The organism is Streptomyces sp. 796.1 (assembly GCF_047525675.1).
In the GTDB taxonomy this organism is placed as follows: domain Bacteria; phylum Actinomycetota; class Actinomycetes; order Streptomycetales; family Streptomycetaceae; genus Streptomyces.
Genome location: NZ_JBLIWA010000052.1, coordinates 1 through 19,727, shown reverse-complemented (window position 1 = coordinate 19,727; position 19,727 = coordinate 1). Strand labels below are relative to the sequence as shown.

The 19,727-nt window shown below is 69.2% G+C and carries 2 protein-coding genes; both read right to left on the bottom strand.

All coding sequences use genetic code 11. From position 1 onward, the window contains the following. Positions 1 to 21 precede the first annotated feature (21 nt). A complete protein-coding gene (locus ACMA1D_RS28510; protein ID WP_414726871.1) occupies positions 22 to 14,322 on the bottom strand; it encodes a type I polyketide synthase in 14,301 nt (4,766 codons plus the stop codon). Between the two features lie 25 nt (positions 14,323 to 14,347). Beyond that, the coding region (locus tag ACMA1D_RS28505; RefSeq protein WP_414726870.1) for a type I polyketide synthase at positions 14,348 to 19,727 on the bottom strand (5,380 nt) is incomplete at its 5' end.

The window sequence follows — 19,727 nt, the reverse complement described above, 5'->3', positions numbered from 1 at the left end:
CTGCACCTCGGCGCTCACGTTTTAGCTGAGCTCGTTCTCGATGAAATCGAAGAGATCGTCGTCGGATGCTCCGTCAAGCCGCTGCGTAATGCTCTCAGCGTCCTTCGCGCCGCCCTCGTCGCCATTCAGTCTGGCGAGGAGTACTTGGAGTCGGGACGCGATGGCCATTCGCTCGGCATCGTCCGGCTCAGCCGTGGAAAGTGATGCCTCAAGTTTTTCCAGATCCGCGATCAGCGGAGTGGCGGATACCCCTTCGTCGGGCAGGACACCCGCCCTTACATGCTCTGCCAGAGCCTTTGCGTTGGGGTAGTCGAAGACCAGTGTTGTTGACAGCCGTAGCCCGGTGTCCGAGTTCAGCCGGTTTCGGAACTCTACTGCCGTGAGCGAGTCGAATCCCAATTCCTTGAAGGCTCGGTCGGATTCCACGCCCTCCATGCCGGAGAATCCGAGAACCGCTGCCGCGTGACCGCGCACCAGGTCGAGTACGGCGCGCTGCCGCTCGCCCGGAGCCAGCGCGAGGAGCCTTTCCCGCAGTGCCGATCCGCTCTCGGCGTCACCCTCCTCGGCGGCACGGGCCTGTTCCAGGGCCGATACGACCTCGGGCAGTTCACCCAGGAGCGGGCTGGGCCGCCCGATCGTGAACGCGGGCGCGAACCGCTCCCAGTCCACATCGGCAACCGTCACCACACCCTCATCACCCGCGACCGCCCCCTGCAACGCCGCAAGAGCCAGACCTGGCGCCATGGAGAGCAGGCCACGACGGGCCAACTGGTCCCCACCGTCACCGGCCGCCATGCCGCCTTCGGCCCACGGCCCCCAGGCCACAGCCGTACCAGCAAGACCCCGACCCCGACGATCCTCCACCAACGCATCCAGGTAAGCGTTCGCCGCACCGTACGCAGCCTGACCACCACTGCCCCACACACCCGCGATCGACGAGAACACCACGAACGCATCCAGCTCACGATCGCCCAGCAGCGCGTCCAGGTTGACGGCACCGGCCACCTTGCCCGAGATCACACCCGCAGCATCAGCCAGCCCCATCCCCGCAAGCTCCGCCGCCTGCTCCACACCCGCCGCATGGAAAACAGCCCGCAACGGAAACTCCGCCGGCACCGCCTCCAACACACCGGCCAGCGCCTCCCGGTCAGACACATCACACGCCGCCACCGTCACCCCGGCACCCAACGCTTCGAGTTCCGCAGCCAACTCCGGCGCACCCGGCGCCGCAAGACCCCGACGACTGGTCAACACCACATGCTCGGCACCCTGCCCCACAACCCAACGAGCCACCCGACCACCCAACGCACCCGTACCACCAGTCACCAACACCGTGCCACGCACCCGCCATGTCGTCGCGTCGGCAGTGGGCGCAACCGACCGCGCCAGACGACGGACGAACACCCCGGAACCACGCACCGCAACCTGATCCTCGGCAGCATCACCGCCCCCGCCAGCCAGCACACCCACCAGCCGCGCAACCGCACGCTCATCCAACACCTCAGGCAGATCAACCAGACCACCCCACAACGCCGAATGCTCCAACCCCACCACCCGGCCCAGACCCCACACCTGCGACTGCACCGCACCCGCAAGCCGATCCGAACGACCCACCGACACCGCACCCCGCGACACACACCACAGCAAACTCTCGGCATCCACCTCGACCAACGCCTGCACCAACATCAACGTCGAAGCAAACCCAACCGACAACTCCGGATACCCCGGGCACGCCCCCTCATCCAGAGCGAGCAGCGACAACACACCACCCACCTCAGGCGCAGAAGCAAGGGCCTCACGCAACCGCTCACTCAGCACCCCAGACTCAAAGTCCCCCTCACCCACCACCAGCGACACCACACCGGCACCATGCCGCTCAAGCCCCGAAACAACCCCCGCCACCAACTCGTCCCCGGCACCGGATGCCGGAACCACCACCAGCCACGTCCCCGACAACGACCCACCAGCCACATCCCCAACCGGCTTCCACGACACCCGATAGCGCCAACCATCGATCGTGGATTGCTGGCGGTTGCTCCGGTGATATGCGGACAGCGCGGGCATGACCGTGCTCAGCGGTGCGTTGCCATCGACGTCGAGCGCCTTGGCGAGCGCTTCGAGATCCTCGCGCTCGACCGCTTCCCAGAATCGCGCGTCCACCGAGTCCGCGGCCGTCGAACCCGAATTCCGGCCGCCGCCGGACGCGGAGACCTCAGGCCAGAACCGTTCACGCTGGAACGTGTATGTGGGCAGCTCCACCTTGCCGGCACCATGTCCGGCGAATATCGACTCCCAGCCCACCGTTGCACCGTGTGCATGCAGTTCGGCAAGCGCCGTCATCAAAGTCCCTGCTTCGGGTCGCTCTTTACGCAGTACGGGAACTAGAACCGCCGCCGAGACGTCCTCGGCGCTTTCCGCGAGGCAGTCCTGTGCCATGGCGGTGAGCACACCGTCCGGACCGACTTCCAAAAACCTTGTCACACCCAACGCCTTAAGCGATCGAACCCCGTCCGCGAACCGAACCGCCTCGCGAACATGCCGGACCCAGTAATCCGGAGAACACATCTCCCCTTCCGAGACCAGCCCACCGGTGACATTGGACACCAGCGCCATGGTCGGCGGTTCAAGAGAGAGCTCACGGACCACTCGCCCGAACGCGTCCAACATACTGTCCATGAGGTAAGAGTGAAACGCATGTGAGACCCGCAAACACCTAGTCTTTCGCCCCTGCGCCGCCCAGGTGTCCGCCACCCCCTGGACCGCTTGCGTGTGTCCGGCGATCACCACTGCCGTCGGTCCGTTGACCGCCGCGATGTTCACCTCGTGCTCACGGCCGGCGATTGAGGCGGCGACCTCGTCCTCAGATGCCTGGACGGCGACCATCGCGCCGCCCTCGGGCAAGGCTTGCATCAGCCGGCCACGGGCGGCGATCAGCGTGCACGCGTCCTGAAGCGAGAACACTCCCGCCACGTGCGCGGCAGCGATCTCACCCACCGAGTGGCCGATGAGCACGTGCGGGGTGACTCCCCAGTGCTCCAGCAACCGGTAGAGCGCCACCTCGACCGCGAACAACGCAGGCTGCGTGAACGCCGTCTGGTTCAGCAGCTCGGCGTCCGCGCCACCCTCCGCCGCGAACATCACGTCCTTCAGCGGACGGTCAAGCAGCACATCCAGATGCGCACACACCTCGTCCAAGGCGTGGGCGAACACCGGGAACGCCGCGTACAACTCCCGCCCCATACCAAGGCGTTGCGCACCCTGACCCGAGAACAGGAACGCCGTCTTACCGCCCGGCACCGCCTGCCCCTGGACCACACCGGAGGCGATTGCGCGCTCGGCCACGGCCTTGAGACCACTCAGCAGGGCTTCCCGGTCCGCGCCGACCAGCACGGCACGGTGCTCGAACACCGACCTGGTCGCCAGCGAATACCCCACGTCCAGCACACCGAGGTCGCCCCGGGCCGCCACGTGCGCGGCGAGCCGTCCGGCCTGTGCCCGCAACGCCTCCTGGCTCTTGGCCGAGACCAGCCACGGCACCACTGCCGCCGGCCCGACGGCCGCGGGAGCGGAATCCGGAGTGGCAGGGGAAGCCACAGCGTCCGAAGCCGCGGGCTGCCCGGCCTCGGGTGCCTGCTCGATGATGGTGTGCGCGTTGGTCCCGCTGAGCCCGAACGAGGAGATGCCCGCCCGCCGCGGACGACCCGTCTCAGGCCAAGCGGTCGCCTCCGTCAGCAACCGCACCTCACCCGCCGACCAATCCACCTGACTCGACGGCTCATCCACATGCAGAATCTTCGGCAAGGTGCCATGCCGCATGGCCATCACCATCTTGATGATGCCGGCGACACCAGCCGCGGCCTGGGTGTGCCCGATGTTCGACTTGATGGCCCCCAGCCACAACGGCTGCCCCTCGGACCGCCCCTGCCCATAGGTGGCCAGCAGTGCCTGCGCCTCGATCGGGTCACCCAACGTCGTACCCGTACCGTGCGCCTCCACCGCATCCACCTCGGCGGCCGACAGGCCCGCACTGGCCAACGCCTGCCGGATCACCCGCTGCTGCGACGGACCATTCGGCGCCGTCAGACCATTGCTGGCACCGTCCTGGTTGACCGCCGAACCACGCACGATCGCCAGCACCGGATGACCGTTCTTCCGCGCATCCGACAACCGCTCCACAAGGAGCAGGCCCACACCCTCGGACCAACCCGTACCATCCGCGGCGTCCGCGAACGGCTTGCACCGGCCGTCGACCGCCAGCCCACGCTGCCGGCTGAATTCCACGAAGCCGCTGGGTGTGGACATCACCGACACACCGCCGGCCAGGGCCAGGTCGCACTCACCTTGGCGCAGCGCCTGTATGGCCATGTGGAGCGCCACCAAGGACGACGAACACGCCGTGTCCACCGTCACCGCCGGCCCTTCGAGACCGAAGGTGTAGGAGATGCGCCCCGACACCACACTGGCCGCACTGCCCGTGCCCAGGTGGCCTTCGAGGTCGCCCTGCGAGTCCACCCACAATCCGGCGTAGTCCTGGCCGTTCGTCCCGACGAACACACCCGCCCGGGCGCCCCTCAGCGACTCGGGGGCGATACCGGCGCGCTCGAACGCCTCCCACGAGGTCTCAAGGAGCAACCGCTGCTGCGGGTCCATGGCCAGTGCCTCACGCGGCGAGATCCCGAAGAACCCGGCGTCGAATTGCGGGGCGCCGTAGAGGAAGCCGCCCTCGCGGGCGTAGGACGTGCCGAGCCGCTCCGGGTCGGGGTCGTACAGCCCGTCGAGGTCCCAGCCGCGGTCGGCGGGGAATGCGGAGATGGCGTCGGTGCCTTCGGCCACCAGCCGCCACAGGTCCTCCGGCGTGTCGACGTCTCCGGGGAAGTGGCAGCTCATCGCCACGATCGCGATGGGGTCGTGGTCCACGGCCACCGCGTTCGGCTGAGCGGTGTCGAGCGCCTGCTGGGCCGAGCCGAACGCCTCGGCGTCCAGGTAGTCGGCGAGTTCGGCGGCGGTCGGGTAGTCGAAGACGAGCGTCGCCGGGAGGCGCAGGCCGGTCGCGAGGTCCAGCCGGTTGCGCAGCTCGACCGCCGTGAGGGAGTCGAACCCGAGGTCGCGGAAGGCGCGGCCGGGCTCGATCGAGTCAGCCGAGGTGTGGCCGAGCACCGAGGCCGCTTGGCCGCGGACCAGCTCCAGCACGGCCGCGTTGCGTTCGGCCGCCGACAGTCCGGCGAGCTTCCCGGCGAAGGTGGCCGCCTCCGTGCCGGCGCCGCCGTCGTCCGTGGCCAGGTGCTTGTGTGCCTCGGGGATGTCGCTGACGAGGGTGCCGCCCTGCGCGGCGGCCAGCGACGGGGCCAGCCGCTCCCAGTCGACGTCCGCGACGACGAGCGACGTCTCCTCTTGGCCGACGGCCCAGCTCAACGCCTCGACCGCCAGGGCCGGGGCCATCGCGGACACCGCGCCACCGCGCACCCGGTCCCCGGCGCGGCCGGTCGCGGCCATACCGGATTCGGCCCAAGGTCCCCAGGCCACCGCCGTACCGGCAAGACCGGCACCACGGCGCTCCACGGCCAGCGCGTCCAGGTACGCGTTCGCCGCCGCGTACGCACCCTGTCCGGCGCCGCCCACCACACCGGCGAACGACGAGAACAGCACGAACGCATCCAGTTCGAGGTCGGCCGTCAGCTCATGCAGCAGCCGCGCGCCCTCGACCTTCGCCCCCAGCACCCCGGCGAGCTGATCGACGGTGAGGCCGTCCAGGACGCCGTCATCCAGCACACCGGCCGCGTGCACCACGCCACGCAGCGGGAAGCGCTCGGGAATTCCCGCCAGCACCTCGGCCAACGCCTCCCGGTCAGAGGCGTCACAGGCCACCACCGACACGGCGGCGCCGAGCCCTTCCAGCTCCGCCCTCAGCTCGGGGGCACCCTCCGCCGCGAGCCCACGACGACTGGTCAGCACCACATGCTCGGCACCCTCACGCACCGCCCAGCGCGCCACGTGCGCACCCAGTGCACCCGTGCCACCGGTGATCAGCACCGAGCCACTCGGCCGCCATGCCTCGCCGCCCGTCGACGCCGTACGCACCAGCCGCCGGCCGAACACACCGGAGCCCCGGACCGCCGCCTCGTCCTCGCCGCCCTCCGCGGACAGCACCCCGGCCAGCCGCGACACGGCACGCTCGTCCAACACCTCGGGCAGATCGACGAGCCCGCCCCAGATCTGCGGATGCTCCAGCGCCGCCACCCGGCCAAGGCCCCACACCTGCGCCTGCACGGCGCTCGCGAGCCGGTCGGAACGACCCACCGACACCGCACCCCGCGAGGCACACCACAGCCGAAGGCCCACGGGCAACCCTGCCGCGGCCTGCACCAGCCGCAGCGTCAGCGCGAGCCCGGCAGCGACCACCGGCTGCCCGGCCATCGACTCCTCGTCCAACGCGAGCAACGACAACACCCTCGCGTCGGACTCATCGCCGAGCGCGCCGAGCAGCACCTCGGCGAGCCCATCACGGTCCGTGTCGCCGTCGACCGCGACCGGTACGACGCGAGCGCCGGACTTCTCCAACCCCTGCGTGATCGTGACGGTGAGCTCGCTGTCCGCGAGCCCGGCGGGCACCACCAACAGCCAGGTACCCGACAGCGTCCCCGCCGCGACCTCAGGAACCGGCTTCCACGACACCCGGTAACGCCAACCGTCAACCGTGGCCCGCTCCCGCTGCTGACGGCGGTACGAGGACAACGCAGGCAGCAACTCACCCAGCGAGCCACCCTCCTCGACGTCCAACGCCTGAGCCAGCGTCTCCAGGTCCTCGCGCTCCACCGCATCCCAGAACCGTGCGTCCACCGAGTCCACGGCAGGGCCGCTCGAAGCCTGCGCACGGTCCTCCAGCCAGTAGCGCTGACGCTGGAAGGCGTACGTCGGCAACTCCACCGTCCGCGCACCGCGCCCAGCGAAGACCTGCTCCCAACCCACCTCGACACCGTGCACATGCAGTTCGGCCAGCGCCGCCACCAGCGCCTGAACCTCCGAACGGTCCTTGCGCAGAACAGGCGCCACGACCGGGGCCGCGACCTCGTCCGGCGTCAGGCAGTCCCGCGCCATCGCGGACAGCACTCCGTCGGGGCCGACCTCGACGAACCGGGTCACGCCCAGCTTCTCCAGGGCCCGTACCCCGTCCGCGAACCGCACCGCCTGCCGCACATGTCGCACCCAGTAATCCGCCGAGCACACCTCGTCCGCACCGGCCGGATCTCCCGTCACGTTGGAGACGAGGGTGATGGTCGGTTGGGCGAACGACAGCCCTTCGACGACCTTGCGGAAGTCGGCGAGCATCGCGTCCATACGGGGCGAGTGGAAAGCGTGGCTGACACGGAGGCGGCTCGTCTTGCGGCCCTGCTCCGACCACTGGCCGGCGATCTCCAGTACGGCGGCCTCGTCGCCCGCGATCACCACGGCCGTCGGACCGTTGACCGCCGCGATGTCCACCTCGGCCTCACGACCGGCCAGCGATCCGGCGACCTCCTCCTCGGACGCCTGGACGGCCACCATCGCGCCGCCCTCGGGCAGCGCCTGCATCAGCCGGCCACGGGCGGCGATCAGCGTGCACGCGTCCTGAAGCGAGAACACCCCCGCCACGTGCGCGGCAGCGATCTCACCCACCGAATGCCCGATGAGCACGTGCGGAGTGACACCCCACTGCTCCAGCAGCCGGAACAACGCCACCTCGACCGCGAACAACGCAGGCTGCGTGAACGCCGTCCGGTTCAGCAACTCGGCGTCGGCACTGCCCTCCGCCGCGAACACCACGTCCTTCAGCGGACGGTCAAGCAGCACATCCAGATGCGCACACACCTCATCCAAGGCCCGGGCGAACACCGGAAACGCCTCATACAACTCCCGCCCCATGCCAAGGCGTTGCGCACCCTGACCCGAGAACAAGAAGGCCGTCGCACCCGACGCGTTCGCGACGCCCTGAACCGTTCCGGGAGCCGCTTCGCCGGTGGCGACAGCCTCGACGCCGCGCAGCAACTCCGCACGGTCGGCACCCATGACCACCGCGCGGTGTTCATGCACCGCGCGGGTCGCCACCAGGGAGTGGCCCACGTCCAGCGCGCCCAGCTCGGCACGCTCGGCCAGATACGACCGCAACCGCTCGGCCTGCGCACGCAGAGCCTCCGCACTCCGAGCAGAAAGCGCCCACGGCACGACGCCATGCTCCTCGACCGGGGCCGCCGGCACGGACTGCGCCTCATCCTCCACCACCGGGGCCTGCTCGATGATGGTGTGCGCGTTGGTACCACTCACACCGAAGGCAGAAACACCGGCCCGGCGCGGATGCCCGGTCTCGGGCCACTCGGCGGCCTCCGTCAGCAGCCGCACCTCACCCGCCGACCAGTCCACCTGGCTCGACGGCTCATCCACATGCAGCGTCTGCGGCAGCACTCCATGCCGCATCGCCATCACCATCTTGATGATTCCGCCCACACCTGCGGCGGCCTGCGTGTGGCCGAGGTTCGACTTCAGCGAACCCAGCCACAACGGGTGACCCTCGGGGCGTTCCTGGCCGTACGTGGCCAGGAGCGCCTGTGCCTCGATCGGGTCACCCAGCGTCGTACCGGTCCCGTGCGCCTCCACCACGTCCACCTCGGCGGCCGACACTCCGGCGTTGGCGAGGGCCTGCCGGATCACCCGCTGCTGCGACGGACCGTTCGGCGCCGTCAGACCATTCGACGCACCGTCCTGGTTGACAGCCGAGCCCCGCACGATCGCCAGCACCTCGTGGCCGTTGCGCCGGGCGTCCGACAGCCGCTCCACGAGCAGCATGCCCACACCCTCGGACCAACCCGTACCGTCCGCCGCGTCCGCGAACGGCTTGCACCGGCCATCGGGGGCCAGCCCACGCTGCCGGCTGAACTCCACGAACGCACCCGGCGTGGCCATCACGGTCACGCCACCGGCGAGCGCCATGTCGCACTCGCCCTGACGCAGCGCCTGCGCCGCCTGATGCAGGGCGACCAGCGACGACGAACACGCGGTGTCCACCGTCAGCGCCGGACCCTCAAGACCCAGCGTGTAGGAGATACGACCGGAGACGATCGAGGTCGCGTTTCCGGTCAGGATCTGCCCTTCCAGCTCTTCGGCCGCACCGTCGTGCCCGACTCCGTAGCCGGAGGTCGCAGCGCCGACGAACACGCCGATCTGGCGTCCGCGTACGGAGGTCGGAGCGATGCCGGCGCGCTCGAAGACCTCCCAGGACGTCTCAAGGAGCAGTCGCTGCTGCGGGTCCATGGCGAGCGCCTCACGCGGCGAGATCCCGAAGAAGTCCGCGTCGAACTCGCCCCCGTCGTGCAGGAAGCCACCTTCACGGGCGTAGAACGTGCCCAGGCGCTCCGGGTCGGGGTCGTACATCCCCTCCACGTCCCACCCACGGTTGGACGGGAAGTCCGTGATGGCGTCCGTGCCGGTCGCGACGAGGTTCCACAGGTCCTCGGGGCTTCCGACGCCGCCCGGGAAGCGGCAGCTCATCCCGACGATCGCGATCGGGTCGTCATCGACCGGAACAGCCACCGCCGAAGACACCGCCACCACACCCCGCGCACCCAACACCTCAGCACGCAGATGAGCAGCCAACACCGCAGCACTCGGATAGTCGAACACCAACGTGGCCGGCAACACCAACCCCGTCTCCGCATTCAACCGGTTACGGAACTCCACCGCCGTGAGCGAGTCAAAACCCAACTCCTTGAACGCCCGCCCCGGCTCAACCACCTCCGCACCCGCAAAACCAAGCACCGCAGCAGCCTGAGCACGCACCAGATCCAACAAGGCCCGATCGATCTCGGCCTCGGTCAACCCGGCCAGACGCCTCCGCAGACCCGTCGAAGTGTCGGCTGTCTGGCCGGACGAGCTCGCGGTGTCGAGTGCCTTCCGAACCTCGGGAAGGTCAGCGAGCAACGGGCTCGGGCGCTCCAGAGTGAACAAGGGGGCGAACCGCTCCCAGTCCACATCGGCAACCGTCACCACACCCTCGTCACCCGCGACCGCCCCCTGCAACGCCGCAAGGGCCAGCGTCGGAGGCATGACCGCCAGGCCACGCCGGACAAGCTCCCCTTCCATCCCCTCCGAGGTGGCCATGCCGCCTTCGGCCCACGGCCCCCAGGCCACAGCCGTACCAGCAAGACCCCGACCCCGACGATCCTCCACCAACGCATCCAGATAGGCGTTCGCCGCACCGTAAGCAGCCTGACCACCACTGCCCCACACACCCGCGATCGACGAGAACACCACGAACGCATCCAGCTCACGATCACCCAGCAACGCATCCAGGTTCACGGCGCCGGCCACCTTGCCCGAGATCACACCCGCAGCATCAGCCAGCCCCATCCCCGCAAGCTCCGCCGCCTGCTCCACACCCGCCGCATGGAAAACAGCCCGCAACGGCAACTCCGCCGGCACCGCCTCCAGCACACCGGCCAGCGCCTCCCGGTCAGACACATCACACGCCGCCACCGTCACCCCGGCACCCAGCGCCACCAGCTCATCCCGCAACGCCTCAGCACCCGGCGCCGCAAGACCCCGACGACTGGTCAACACCACATGCTCGGCACCCTGCCCCACAACCCAACGAGCCACCCGACCACCCAACGCACCCGTACCACCAGTCACCAACACCGTGCCACGCACCCGCCATGTCGTCGCGTCGGCAGTGGGCGCCGCCGACCGCGCCAGACGACGGACGAACACACCGGAACCACGCACCGCAAGCTGGTCCTCGCCAGCCCCACCGGCCAGCACACCCACCAGCCGCGCAACCGCACGCTCATCCAGCACCTCAGGCAGATCAACCAGACCACCCCACAACGCCGAGTGCTCCAACCCCACCACCCGGCCCAGACCCCACACCTGCGACTGCACCGCACCCGCAAGCCGATCCGAACGACCCACCGACACCGCACCCCGCGACACACACCACAACAAACCCTCGGCATCCACCTCGACCAACGCCTGCACCAACACCAACGTCGAAGCAAACCCAACCGACAACGCCGGATACCCCGAGCACGCCCCCTCATCCAGAGCAAGCAGCGACAACACACCACCCACCTCAGGCACAGAAGCAAGCGCTCCACGCAGCCGCTCACTCAGCACCCCAGACTCAAAGTCCCCCTCACCCACCACCAGCGACACCACACCCGCACCATGCCGCTCAAGCCCAGAAACAACCCCCGCCACCAACTCGTCCCCGGCACCAGACGCCGGAACCACCACCAGCCACGTCCCCGACAACGACCCACCAGCCACATCCCCAACCGGCTTCCACGACACCCGATAGCGCCAACTGTCAATGGTCGACTGGTCACGGCTGCTGCGGCGGTACGCCGACAGCGCGGGCAGAACAGCGCCCAGCGTGGCCTCGTCATCGAAGTCGAGCGTCTTGGCGAGCGCTTCGAGGTCCTCGCGCTCCACGGCCTGCCAGAACCACGCATCCACCTCGTCCCGGATGCCGGCGTCAACGCCGGATGATCCGTCGGCGGACTTCTCGATCCAGTAGCGCTGACGCTGGAAGGGGTACGTCGGCAGGTCGACCCTGCGGGGTTCGAGACCGTCGAACGCCCGCCGCCAGTCGACAACGGAGCCATGGACATGCAGCCGCGCCAGCGCCGTGGTCAGGGCGGCGGCCTCCGAGCGGTCCTTGCGCAGCACCGGCACGACCACGGGTGCCGAGCCGGTCTCGGCCCGCTCTCCCAGGCAGTCCTGCACCATCGCCGAGAGCACACCGTCGGGGCCCACCTCCAGGAAGGTGGTCACGCCCTGCGCGTCGAGCGCCCGCACACCGTCCGCGAACCGCACCGCCTCCCGGACATGGCGCACCCAGTACTCCGGCGAGCACACCTCCGCGTCCGCCACCTTGCCGGTGACGTTGGAGACGAGATCGATGGAGGGGGAGGCGAACGACAGGGCTTCCACAACACGGCGGAAGTCGTCCAGCATCGCGTCCATGCGGGGCGAGTGGAAGGCATGGCTGACCCGCAGACGCTTGGTCTTGCGGCCCTTCTGCTCCCACTGGCCGGCGATCTCCAGTACGGCGGCCTCGTCACCGGCGATCACCACGGCCGTCGGACCGTTGACCGCCGCGATGCTCACCTCAGCCTCACGGCCAGCGAGCGATCCGGAGACCTCCTCCTCGGACGCCTGGATGGCGACCATCGCGCCACCCTCGGGCAGCGCCTGCATCAACCGGCCACGCGCCGCGACCAGCGTGCACGCGTCCTCCAACGAGAACACCCCTGCCACATGCGCGGCAGCGATCTCACCGATGGAGTGACCCATCACCACGTCCGGGGTGACACCCCAGTGCTCCAGCAACCGGTAGAGCGACACCTCGATCGCGAACAACGCAGGCTGCGTGAACGCCGTCTGGTTCAGCAGCTCGGCGTCCGGGCTGCCCTCTGCCGCGAACATCACGTCCTTGAGCGGACGGTCAAGCGCAACATCCAGATGCGCACACACCTCGTCCAAGGCGCGGGCGAACACCGGGAACGCCGCGTACAACCCCCGCCCCATACCAAGGCGCTGCGCACCCTGACCCGAGAACAGGAACGCGAGGGTGTCCTCGATCCGTGCCACACCCTGGACGACCTGAGCCGCGTTCTCGCTATTGGCCAGAGCCTCCAGATCGCGGAGGAGCCCATCACGGTCATCGGCGACCACGGCCGCGCGGTGCTCGAAGAGCGAACGGGTCGTGGCCAGGGAAAAGGCCACATCGGCCGGCGACAACTCCGGATGCGCACTCATGTGGGCATGGAGCTGGCTTGCCTGGGCCCTGAGCCCCTCCGCACTCCTACCGGACACCAGCCACGGCAGGGCGGCGGGCCGCTTCGCCGCGTCGGCTTGCTCGTCGGCCTGGGGGTCGCTCGCCTCCTTTGGTTCATCGAGGTCAGCCTCGGGTGCCTGCTCGATGATGGTGTGCGCGTTGGTCCCACTGAGCCCGAACGAGGAGATGCCCGCCCGCCGCGGTCGACCCGTCTCAGGCCAAGCGGTCGCCTCCGTCAGCAACCGCACCTCACCCGCCGACCAGTCCACCTGACTCGACGGCTCATCCACATGCAGAATCTTCGGCAAGGTGCCATGCCGCATGGCCATCACCATCTTGATGATGCCGGCGACACCGGCCGCGGCCTGGGTGTGCCCGATGTTCGACTTAATGGCCCCCAACCACAACGGCTGCCCCTCGGACCGCCCCTGGCCGTAGGCAGCCAGCAGGGCCTGCGCCTCGATCGGGTCACCCAGCGTCGTACCCGTACCGTGCGCCTCCACCGCATCCACCTCGGCGGCCGACAGGCCCGCACTGGCCAACGCCTGCCGGATCACCCGCTGCTGCGACGGACCATTCGGCGCCGTCAGACCATTGCTGGCACCGTCCTGGTTGACCGCCGAACCACGCACGATCGCCAACACCGGATGACCGTTCTTCCGCGCATCCGACAACCGCTCCACAAGCAGCAGGCCCACACCCTCGGACCAACCCGTACCATCCGCCGCATCCGCGAACGGCTTGCACCGGCCGTCGACCGCCAACCCACGCTGACGGCTGAACTCGATGAACGAGCCCGGCGACGACATGACCGACACACCGCCGGCCAGGGCCAGTTCACACTCGCCCTGGCGCAGCGCCTGTATGGCCATGTGGAGCGCCACCAACGACGACGAACACGCCGTATCAACCGTCACCGCCGGCCCCTCAAGACCGAAGGTGTAGGAGATGCGCCCCGACACCACACTGGCCGCACTGCCCGTCAGATAGCCCTCAAGTTCGCCTCCCACCTCATAGAGATGGGTCGCGTAGTCCAGGCCGCTCGTGCCGACGAAGACCCCGACCGGCCTGCTGCGCAGGGAGACGGGGTCGATGCCGGTCCGCTCGAACGCCTCCCACGCGGCTTCAAGGAGCAGCCGCTGCTGCGGGTCGGTCGCCAGCGCCTCACGCGGAGACATCCCGAAGAACTGCGGGTCGAACTCGTCGGCGTCGTAGAGGAAGCCGCCCTCACGGGTGTAGCTCGTCCCCGGGTTGTCCGGGTCGGGGTGGTACAGCGTCTCGTTCTCCCAACCGCGATCGGTCGGGAACTCGGAGATGGCATCGACGCCATCCACAACGAGTTGCCAGAGCTGCTCGGGGGTGCGCACACCGCCGGGGAAGCGACAGCTCATACCGACGATGGCAATGGGCTCTTTCGAGGCCGCGACCAGACGCTGGTTCTGTAGCTTGAGGCGGTCGTTTTCCCGCAGAGAGGCGCGCAGCGCTTCGACAACTTTTTCGGCGGACGTAGCCATCAGTAGCTCCACACTTCCAACAACATCAAAGGTCAGCGCCGCCCAGAGCCCTCTGGACGAGGTCATCGACATCCATCGTGTCGACCGCGCTACTCAGTTCTTCTTCTTGCGGCGCCGAATCAGAACCGCTCTCCGATATCTGAGCGAGTTCGAGCAGGGCGTCCATGAGTCCGGCTTCACGGAAACGCGCGAGCGGAATGGAAACCAACGCCTCGCGTATCCGGTCCTCTTCCGAGTCGTTCTGCTCAGCCCCACCACCTTGCGGGAACATGCCCGCTTCCAGGTGCTCGGCCAGGGCGATGAGGTTCGGGTAGTCGAATGCCAACGTGGTCGGCAGCTCCAGGCCGGTGATCGCACCCAGCCGGTTGCGTAGCTGAACAGCCGTCAGTGAGTCGAACCCGAGCTCTGTGAAAGACCGATCGTTTTCGATGGCCTCCGGGGCCGTGTGTGCCAGGACCGCGGCGACGTGTTGGCGCACCAGCTTGCGTAGCTGACGCTGGCGCTTCGCCGAGGGCAGCGACTCCAGGCTTGTGCGCAGCTCGACCACCGCCGATTCGGTCGCCGCAGGGTCGGAAGGTGTCAGTGCTGCCGCCGGCCGCTGCTCCAGCAGCTCGCTCAGCAACGCTGTCGTACGGTCCGCTCCCAGCTCGCCCGCGAGCCGCTCCCATGCGGCATCGGCCACGAGGAGGAAGGCTTCGTCCAGGTCCAGCGCACGCTGAAGCGCGGAGATGGCGAGATCCGGGTTCATCGGGGCCATGCCGCCCCGCCTCATCTGCTCTTCGAGCTCCCCGTCAACCGCCATGCCGCTGCCGGCCCAGGCGCCCCAGGCGATGGAGGTCGCGGGAAGACCGTCCGCGCGCCGCTGCAACGCCAACGCGTCCAGATACGCATTACCCGCCGCGTAACTCCCCTGACCCGGACCACCCAACGTGCCCGCCGCCGAAGAGAACAACACGAACGCCGACAGATCCAACCCGGCGGTCAGTTCGTGCAGGTTCCGCGCCGCATCCACCTTCGGACGCAACACACCGGCTGCCCGCTCCACCGTCAGGGCGTCCACGACGCCGTCGTCCAGCACACCCGCCGTATGCACCACGGCAGTCAACGGCAACTCGCCCGGAATCGCGTCCAGCACCGCCGCCAATGCCGCACGATCCGCCGCGTCACACGCCGCCACCGTCACCCGCGCACCCAGACCCTCAAGCTCCGCCTTCAACTCGGCGGCACCCTCGGCCTCCAACCCACGACGGCTGGTCAACACCAGATGCTCAGCACCCGTACGCGCCAGCCACCGGGCCACATGACCACCCAGCGCACCCGTACCACCGGTCACCAACACCGAACCCGAGCTCTGCCAAGACCGACGGCCCTCCGCGTCCTCGGCCACCGCGGCCCGCACCAGCCGCCGGCCGAACACGCCAGAGCCCCGGATCGCCGTCTCGTCCTCGCCGCTCTCCGCGGACACCACCCCGACCAGCCGTGACACGGCACGCTCGTCCAGCGTCTCGGGCAGATCGACGAGCCCACCCCAGATCTGCGGATGCTCCAGCGCCGCCACCCGGCCAAGGCCCCACACCTGCGCCTGCACGGCGCTCGCGAGCCGGTCGGAACGGCCCACCGACACCGCACCCCGCGAGGCACACCACAGCCGAGCGCGCACGCCCAGCACCGTTACGGCCTGCACCAGCCGCAGCGTCAGCGCGAGTCCGGCAGCAACCACCGACTCCGCGGCACACGGCTCCTCGTCCAACGCGAGCAACGACAACACCCGGACATCGGATTCGCCGTCAACCGCGGCCAGCAGTGCCCGGGCGAGCCCATCGCGGTCCGTTCCTGCGTCCACTGCCACCGGTACGACACGGGCACCGGACTTCTCCAGCCCTTGGGAAATCGTCTCGGTCAGCTCGTCGTCCGCAAGCCCGGTGGGCACCACCAGCAGCCAGGTGCCCGACAGCGTCCCCGCCGCCACCTCCGGAACCGGCTTCCACGAGATCCGGTAGCGCCAGCCGTCGACCGTGGCCTGGTCACGCTGCTGACGGCGGTACGAGGACAGCGCGGGCAGCAGTTCACCCAGCGAACCACTCCCGTCGACATCCAGCGCCTTGGCCAGGGTCTCCAGGTCCTCGCGCTCCACCGCGTCCCAGAACCGCGCATCCACCGAGTCCGCGGCGGCGGGGGCGCCCGAGGCTCCGCCCGAGCCCTCCAGCCAGAAGCGCTGACGCTGGAAGGCGTACGTCGGCAACTCCACCGTCCGCGCCCCGCGCCCGGCGAAGACCTGCTCCCAACCCACCTCGACACCGTGCACATGCAGTTCGGCCAGCGCCGCCACCAGCGCCTGGACCTCCGGGCGATCCTTACGCAGCACGGGTGCCGCGACCGAGACCGATGCCCCGCCCGCGACCAGGCAGTCCTGTGCCATCGCGGTGAGCACACCGTCCGGGCCCACCTCCAGGAACGAGGTCACCCCGAGCTTCTCCAGGGCCCGCACCCCGTCCGCGAACCGCACCGCCTGCCGTACATGCCGCACCCAGTAATCCGCCGAGCACACCTCATCCGCGCCCGCCGGCTCACCGGTCACATTGGAGACCAGCGCGATCGACGGCGGCGCGAACGACAGCCCCTCGACGACCTTACGGAAGTCGCCCAGCATCGCGTCCATGCGCGGCGAGTGGAAGGCGTGGCTGACCCGCAGCCGGCTCGTCTTACGCCCCTGCTCCGACCACCGGCCGGCGATCTCCAGTACGGCGGCCTCATCACCCGCAATCACCACCGCCGTCGGACCGTTGACCGCCGCGATGTCCACCTCAGCCTCACGACCGGCCAGCGATCCAGCGATCTCCTCCTCGGACGCCTGCACCGCCACCATCGCGCCACCCTCAGGCAGCGCCTGCATCAACCGGCCACGCGCCGCGATCAGCGCACACGCGTCCTCAAGCGAGAACACCCCCGCCACATGCGCGGCGGTGACCTCACCCACCGAGTGGCCAATGAGCACGTCCGGGGTGACACCCCACTGCTCCAGCAGCCGGAACAACGCCACCTCGACCGCGAACAACGCAGGCTGCGTGAACGCCGTCTGGTTCAGCAACTCGGCGTCGGCACTGCCCTCCGCCGCGAACACCACGTCCTTCAGCGGACGGTCAAGCAGCACATCCAGATGCGCACACACCTCATCCAAGGCGCGGGCGAACACCGGGAAGGCGTCGTACAACTCCCGCCCCATGCCAAGGCGTTGCGCGCCCTGACCCGAGAACAGGAACGCCCGTAGGCCGGACGCGTTCGCGACGCCCTGAACCAGTCCCGGGGCGACCTCTCCGGATGCGACGGCAGCGAGTCCGGCGAGGAGTTCCGTACGACTCGCGCCAGATACCACCGCGCGGTGCTCGAACACCGACCGCGTCGCCACCAGCGAGTGGCCCACGTCCAGCGCGCCCAGCTCGGCACGCTCGACCAGATACGACCGCAACCGCTCGGCCTGCGCACGCAGAGCCTCCGCACTCCGAGCAGAAAGCGCCCACGGCACGACGCCATGCTCCTCAACCGGGGCCGCCGGCACGGACTGCGCCTCGCCCTCCACCACCGGGGCCTGCTCGATGATGGTGTGCGCGTTAGTACCACTCACACCGAAAGCGGAAACGCCAGCCCGCCGTGGATGCCCCGTCTCCGGCCACTCGGCGGCCTCCGTCAGCAGCCGCACCTCACCCGCCGACCAATCCACCTGGCTCGACAGCTCATCCACATGCAGCGTCTGCGGCAGCACACCGTGCCGCATCGCCATCACCATCTTGATGACACCAGCCACACCTGCGGCAGCCTGGGTGTGACCGATGTTCGACTTCAACGCGCCCAGCAGCAACGGCTGGCCTTCCGGCCGCTCCCGGCCGTACGTGGCCAGCAACGCCTGCGCCTCGATCGGGTCACCCAGCGTCGTACCCGTGCCGTGCGCCTCGACCGCGTCGACCTCCGCGGCCGACAGGCCCGCACTGGCCAGCGCCTGCCGGATCACCCGCTGCTGCGACGGACCGTTCGGCGCCGTCAGACCATTGCTGGCACCGTCCTGGTTGATCGCGCTGCCACGGACCACCGCCAACACCGGGTGGCCGTTCCGACGCGCGTCCGACAGCCGCTCCACAAGGAGCATGCCCACACCCTCGGACCAACCCGTACCGTCCGCGCCCTCCGCGAACGGCTTGCACCTGCCATCGGGGGCCAACCCACGCTGCCGGCTGAACTCCACGAACGTACCCGGCGTCGCCATCACCGAGACGCCACCGGCGAGCGCCAGATCGCACTCGCCCTGCCGCAGCGCCTGCGCGGCCAGATGCAGCGCGACCAGCGACGACGAACAGGCCGTGTCCACCGTCACCGCCGGCCCCTCAAGACCCAAGGTGTACGAGATGCGACCTGATGCCACGCTCCCAGCGCTTCCGCTGCCGAGAGACCCCTCGAAGCCCTCGGGAACCTCCGACAGCCGGGTGCCGTAGTCGTTGTACATCACGCCCACGAACACACCGGACCGGCTGCCCCGCTGGGTCGTGGGGTCGATACCGGCCCGCTCGAACGCCTCCCACGCGGTCTCAAGGAGCAGCCGCTGCTGCGGGTCGGTCGCCAGCGCCTCACGCGGACTCATGTCGAAGAAGGCGGGGTCGAACTGGTGCGCGTCGTAGAGGAAACCACCGTTCTCGGCGTAGTACGTGCCCTCCCGGTCGGGGTCCGGGTCGTACAGGCGCTCAAGGTCCCACCCGCGGTCGGCCGGGAACTCGGACATCGCATCCGTGCCCGCCATGACCAACTGCCACAGCTCTTCGGGGGTCCGCACCCCGCCCGGGAAGCGGCAGCTCATGCCCACGATCACGATGGGGTCGCTGTCCACCGGCGCGCCCGGCACGGCCACCGCCGCCGCGCTCGCCGACGAGGCAGCGCCGTCTCCGCCCAGGATTTCGTCACGGATGTGGCCGACGAGTGCCATCGGGGTCGGATAGTCGAAGACCAGCGTGGCGGGCAGCCGCAGACCGGTCTCCGCGGTGAGCCGATTCCTGAGATCGACCCCCATCAGCGAGTCGAAGCCGAGTTCCTTGAACGGCCGTCGTGTGTTGACGGCCTCGGCGGTGGCGTGCCCGAGGGCGCCTGCGGTCTGCACGCGGACCAGCTCCAGCAACATCTGGTCCTGCGCCGTCTGCGGCAGACCCGCGAGGCGCCGGCGCAGTTCACCGGGAAGGCTTTCGTCCTGCTCCGATCGTGCGACACGGCGCGCTGTCGCGGTGGGTACGACGCTACGGAAGAGGGCGGGGAGTTCGGCGCCCTGCGCACGCAGCGTCGGGATGTCCAGCCGCACCGGAACCGGCACGATCTCAGCCGAGATCAGAGCCGCGTCGAACAGCTCAAGCCCCTCGTCCGTGGCCAGC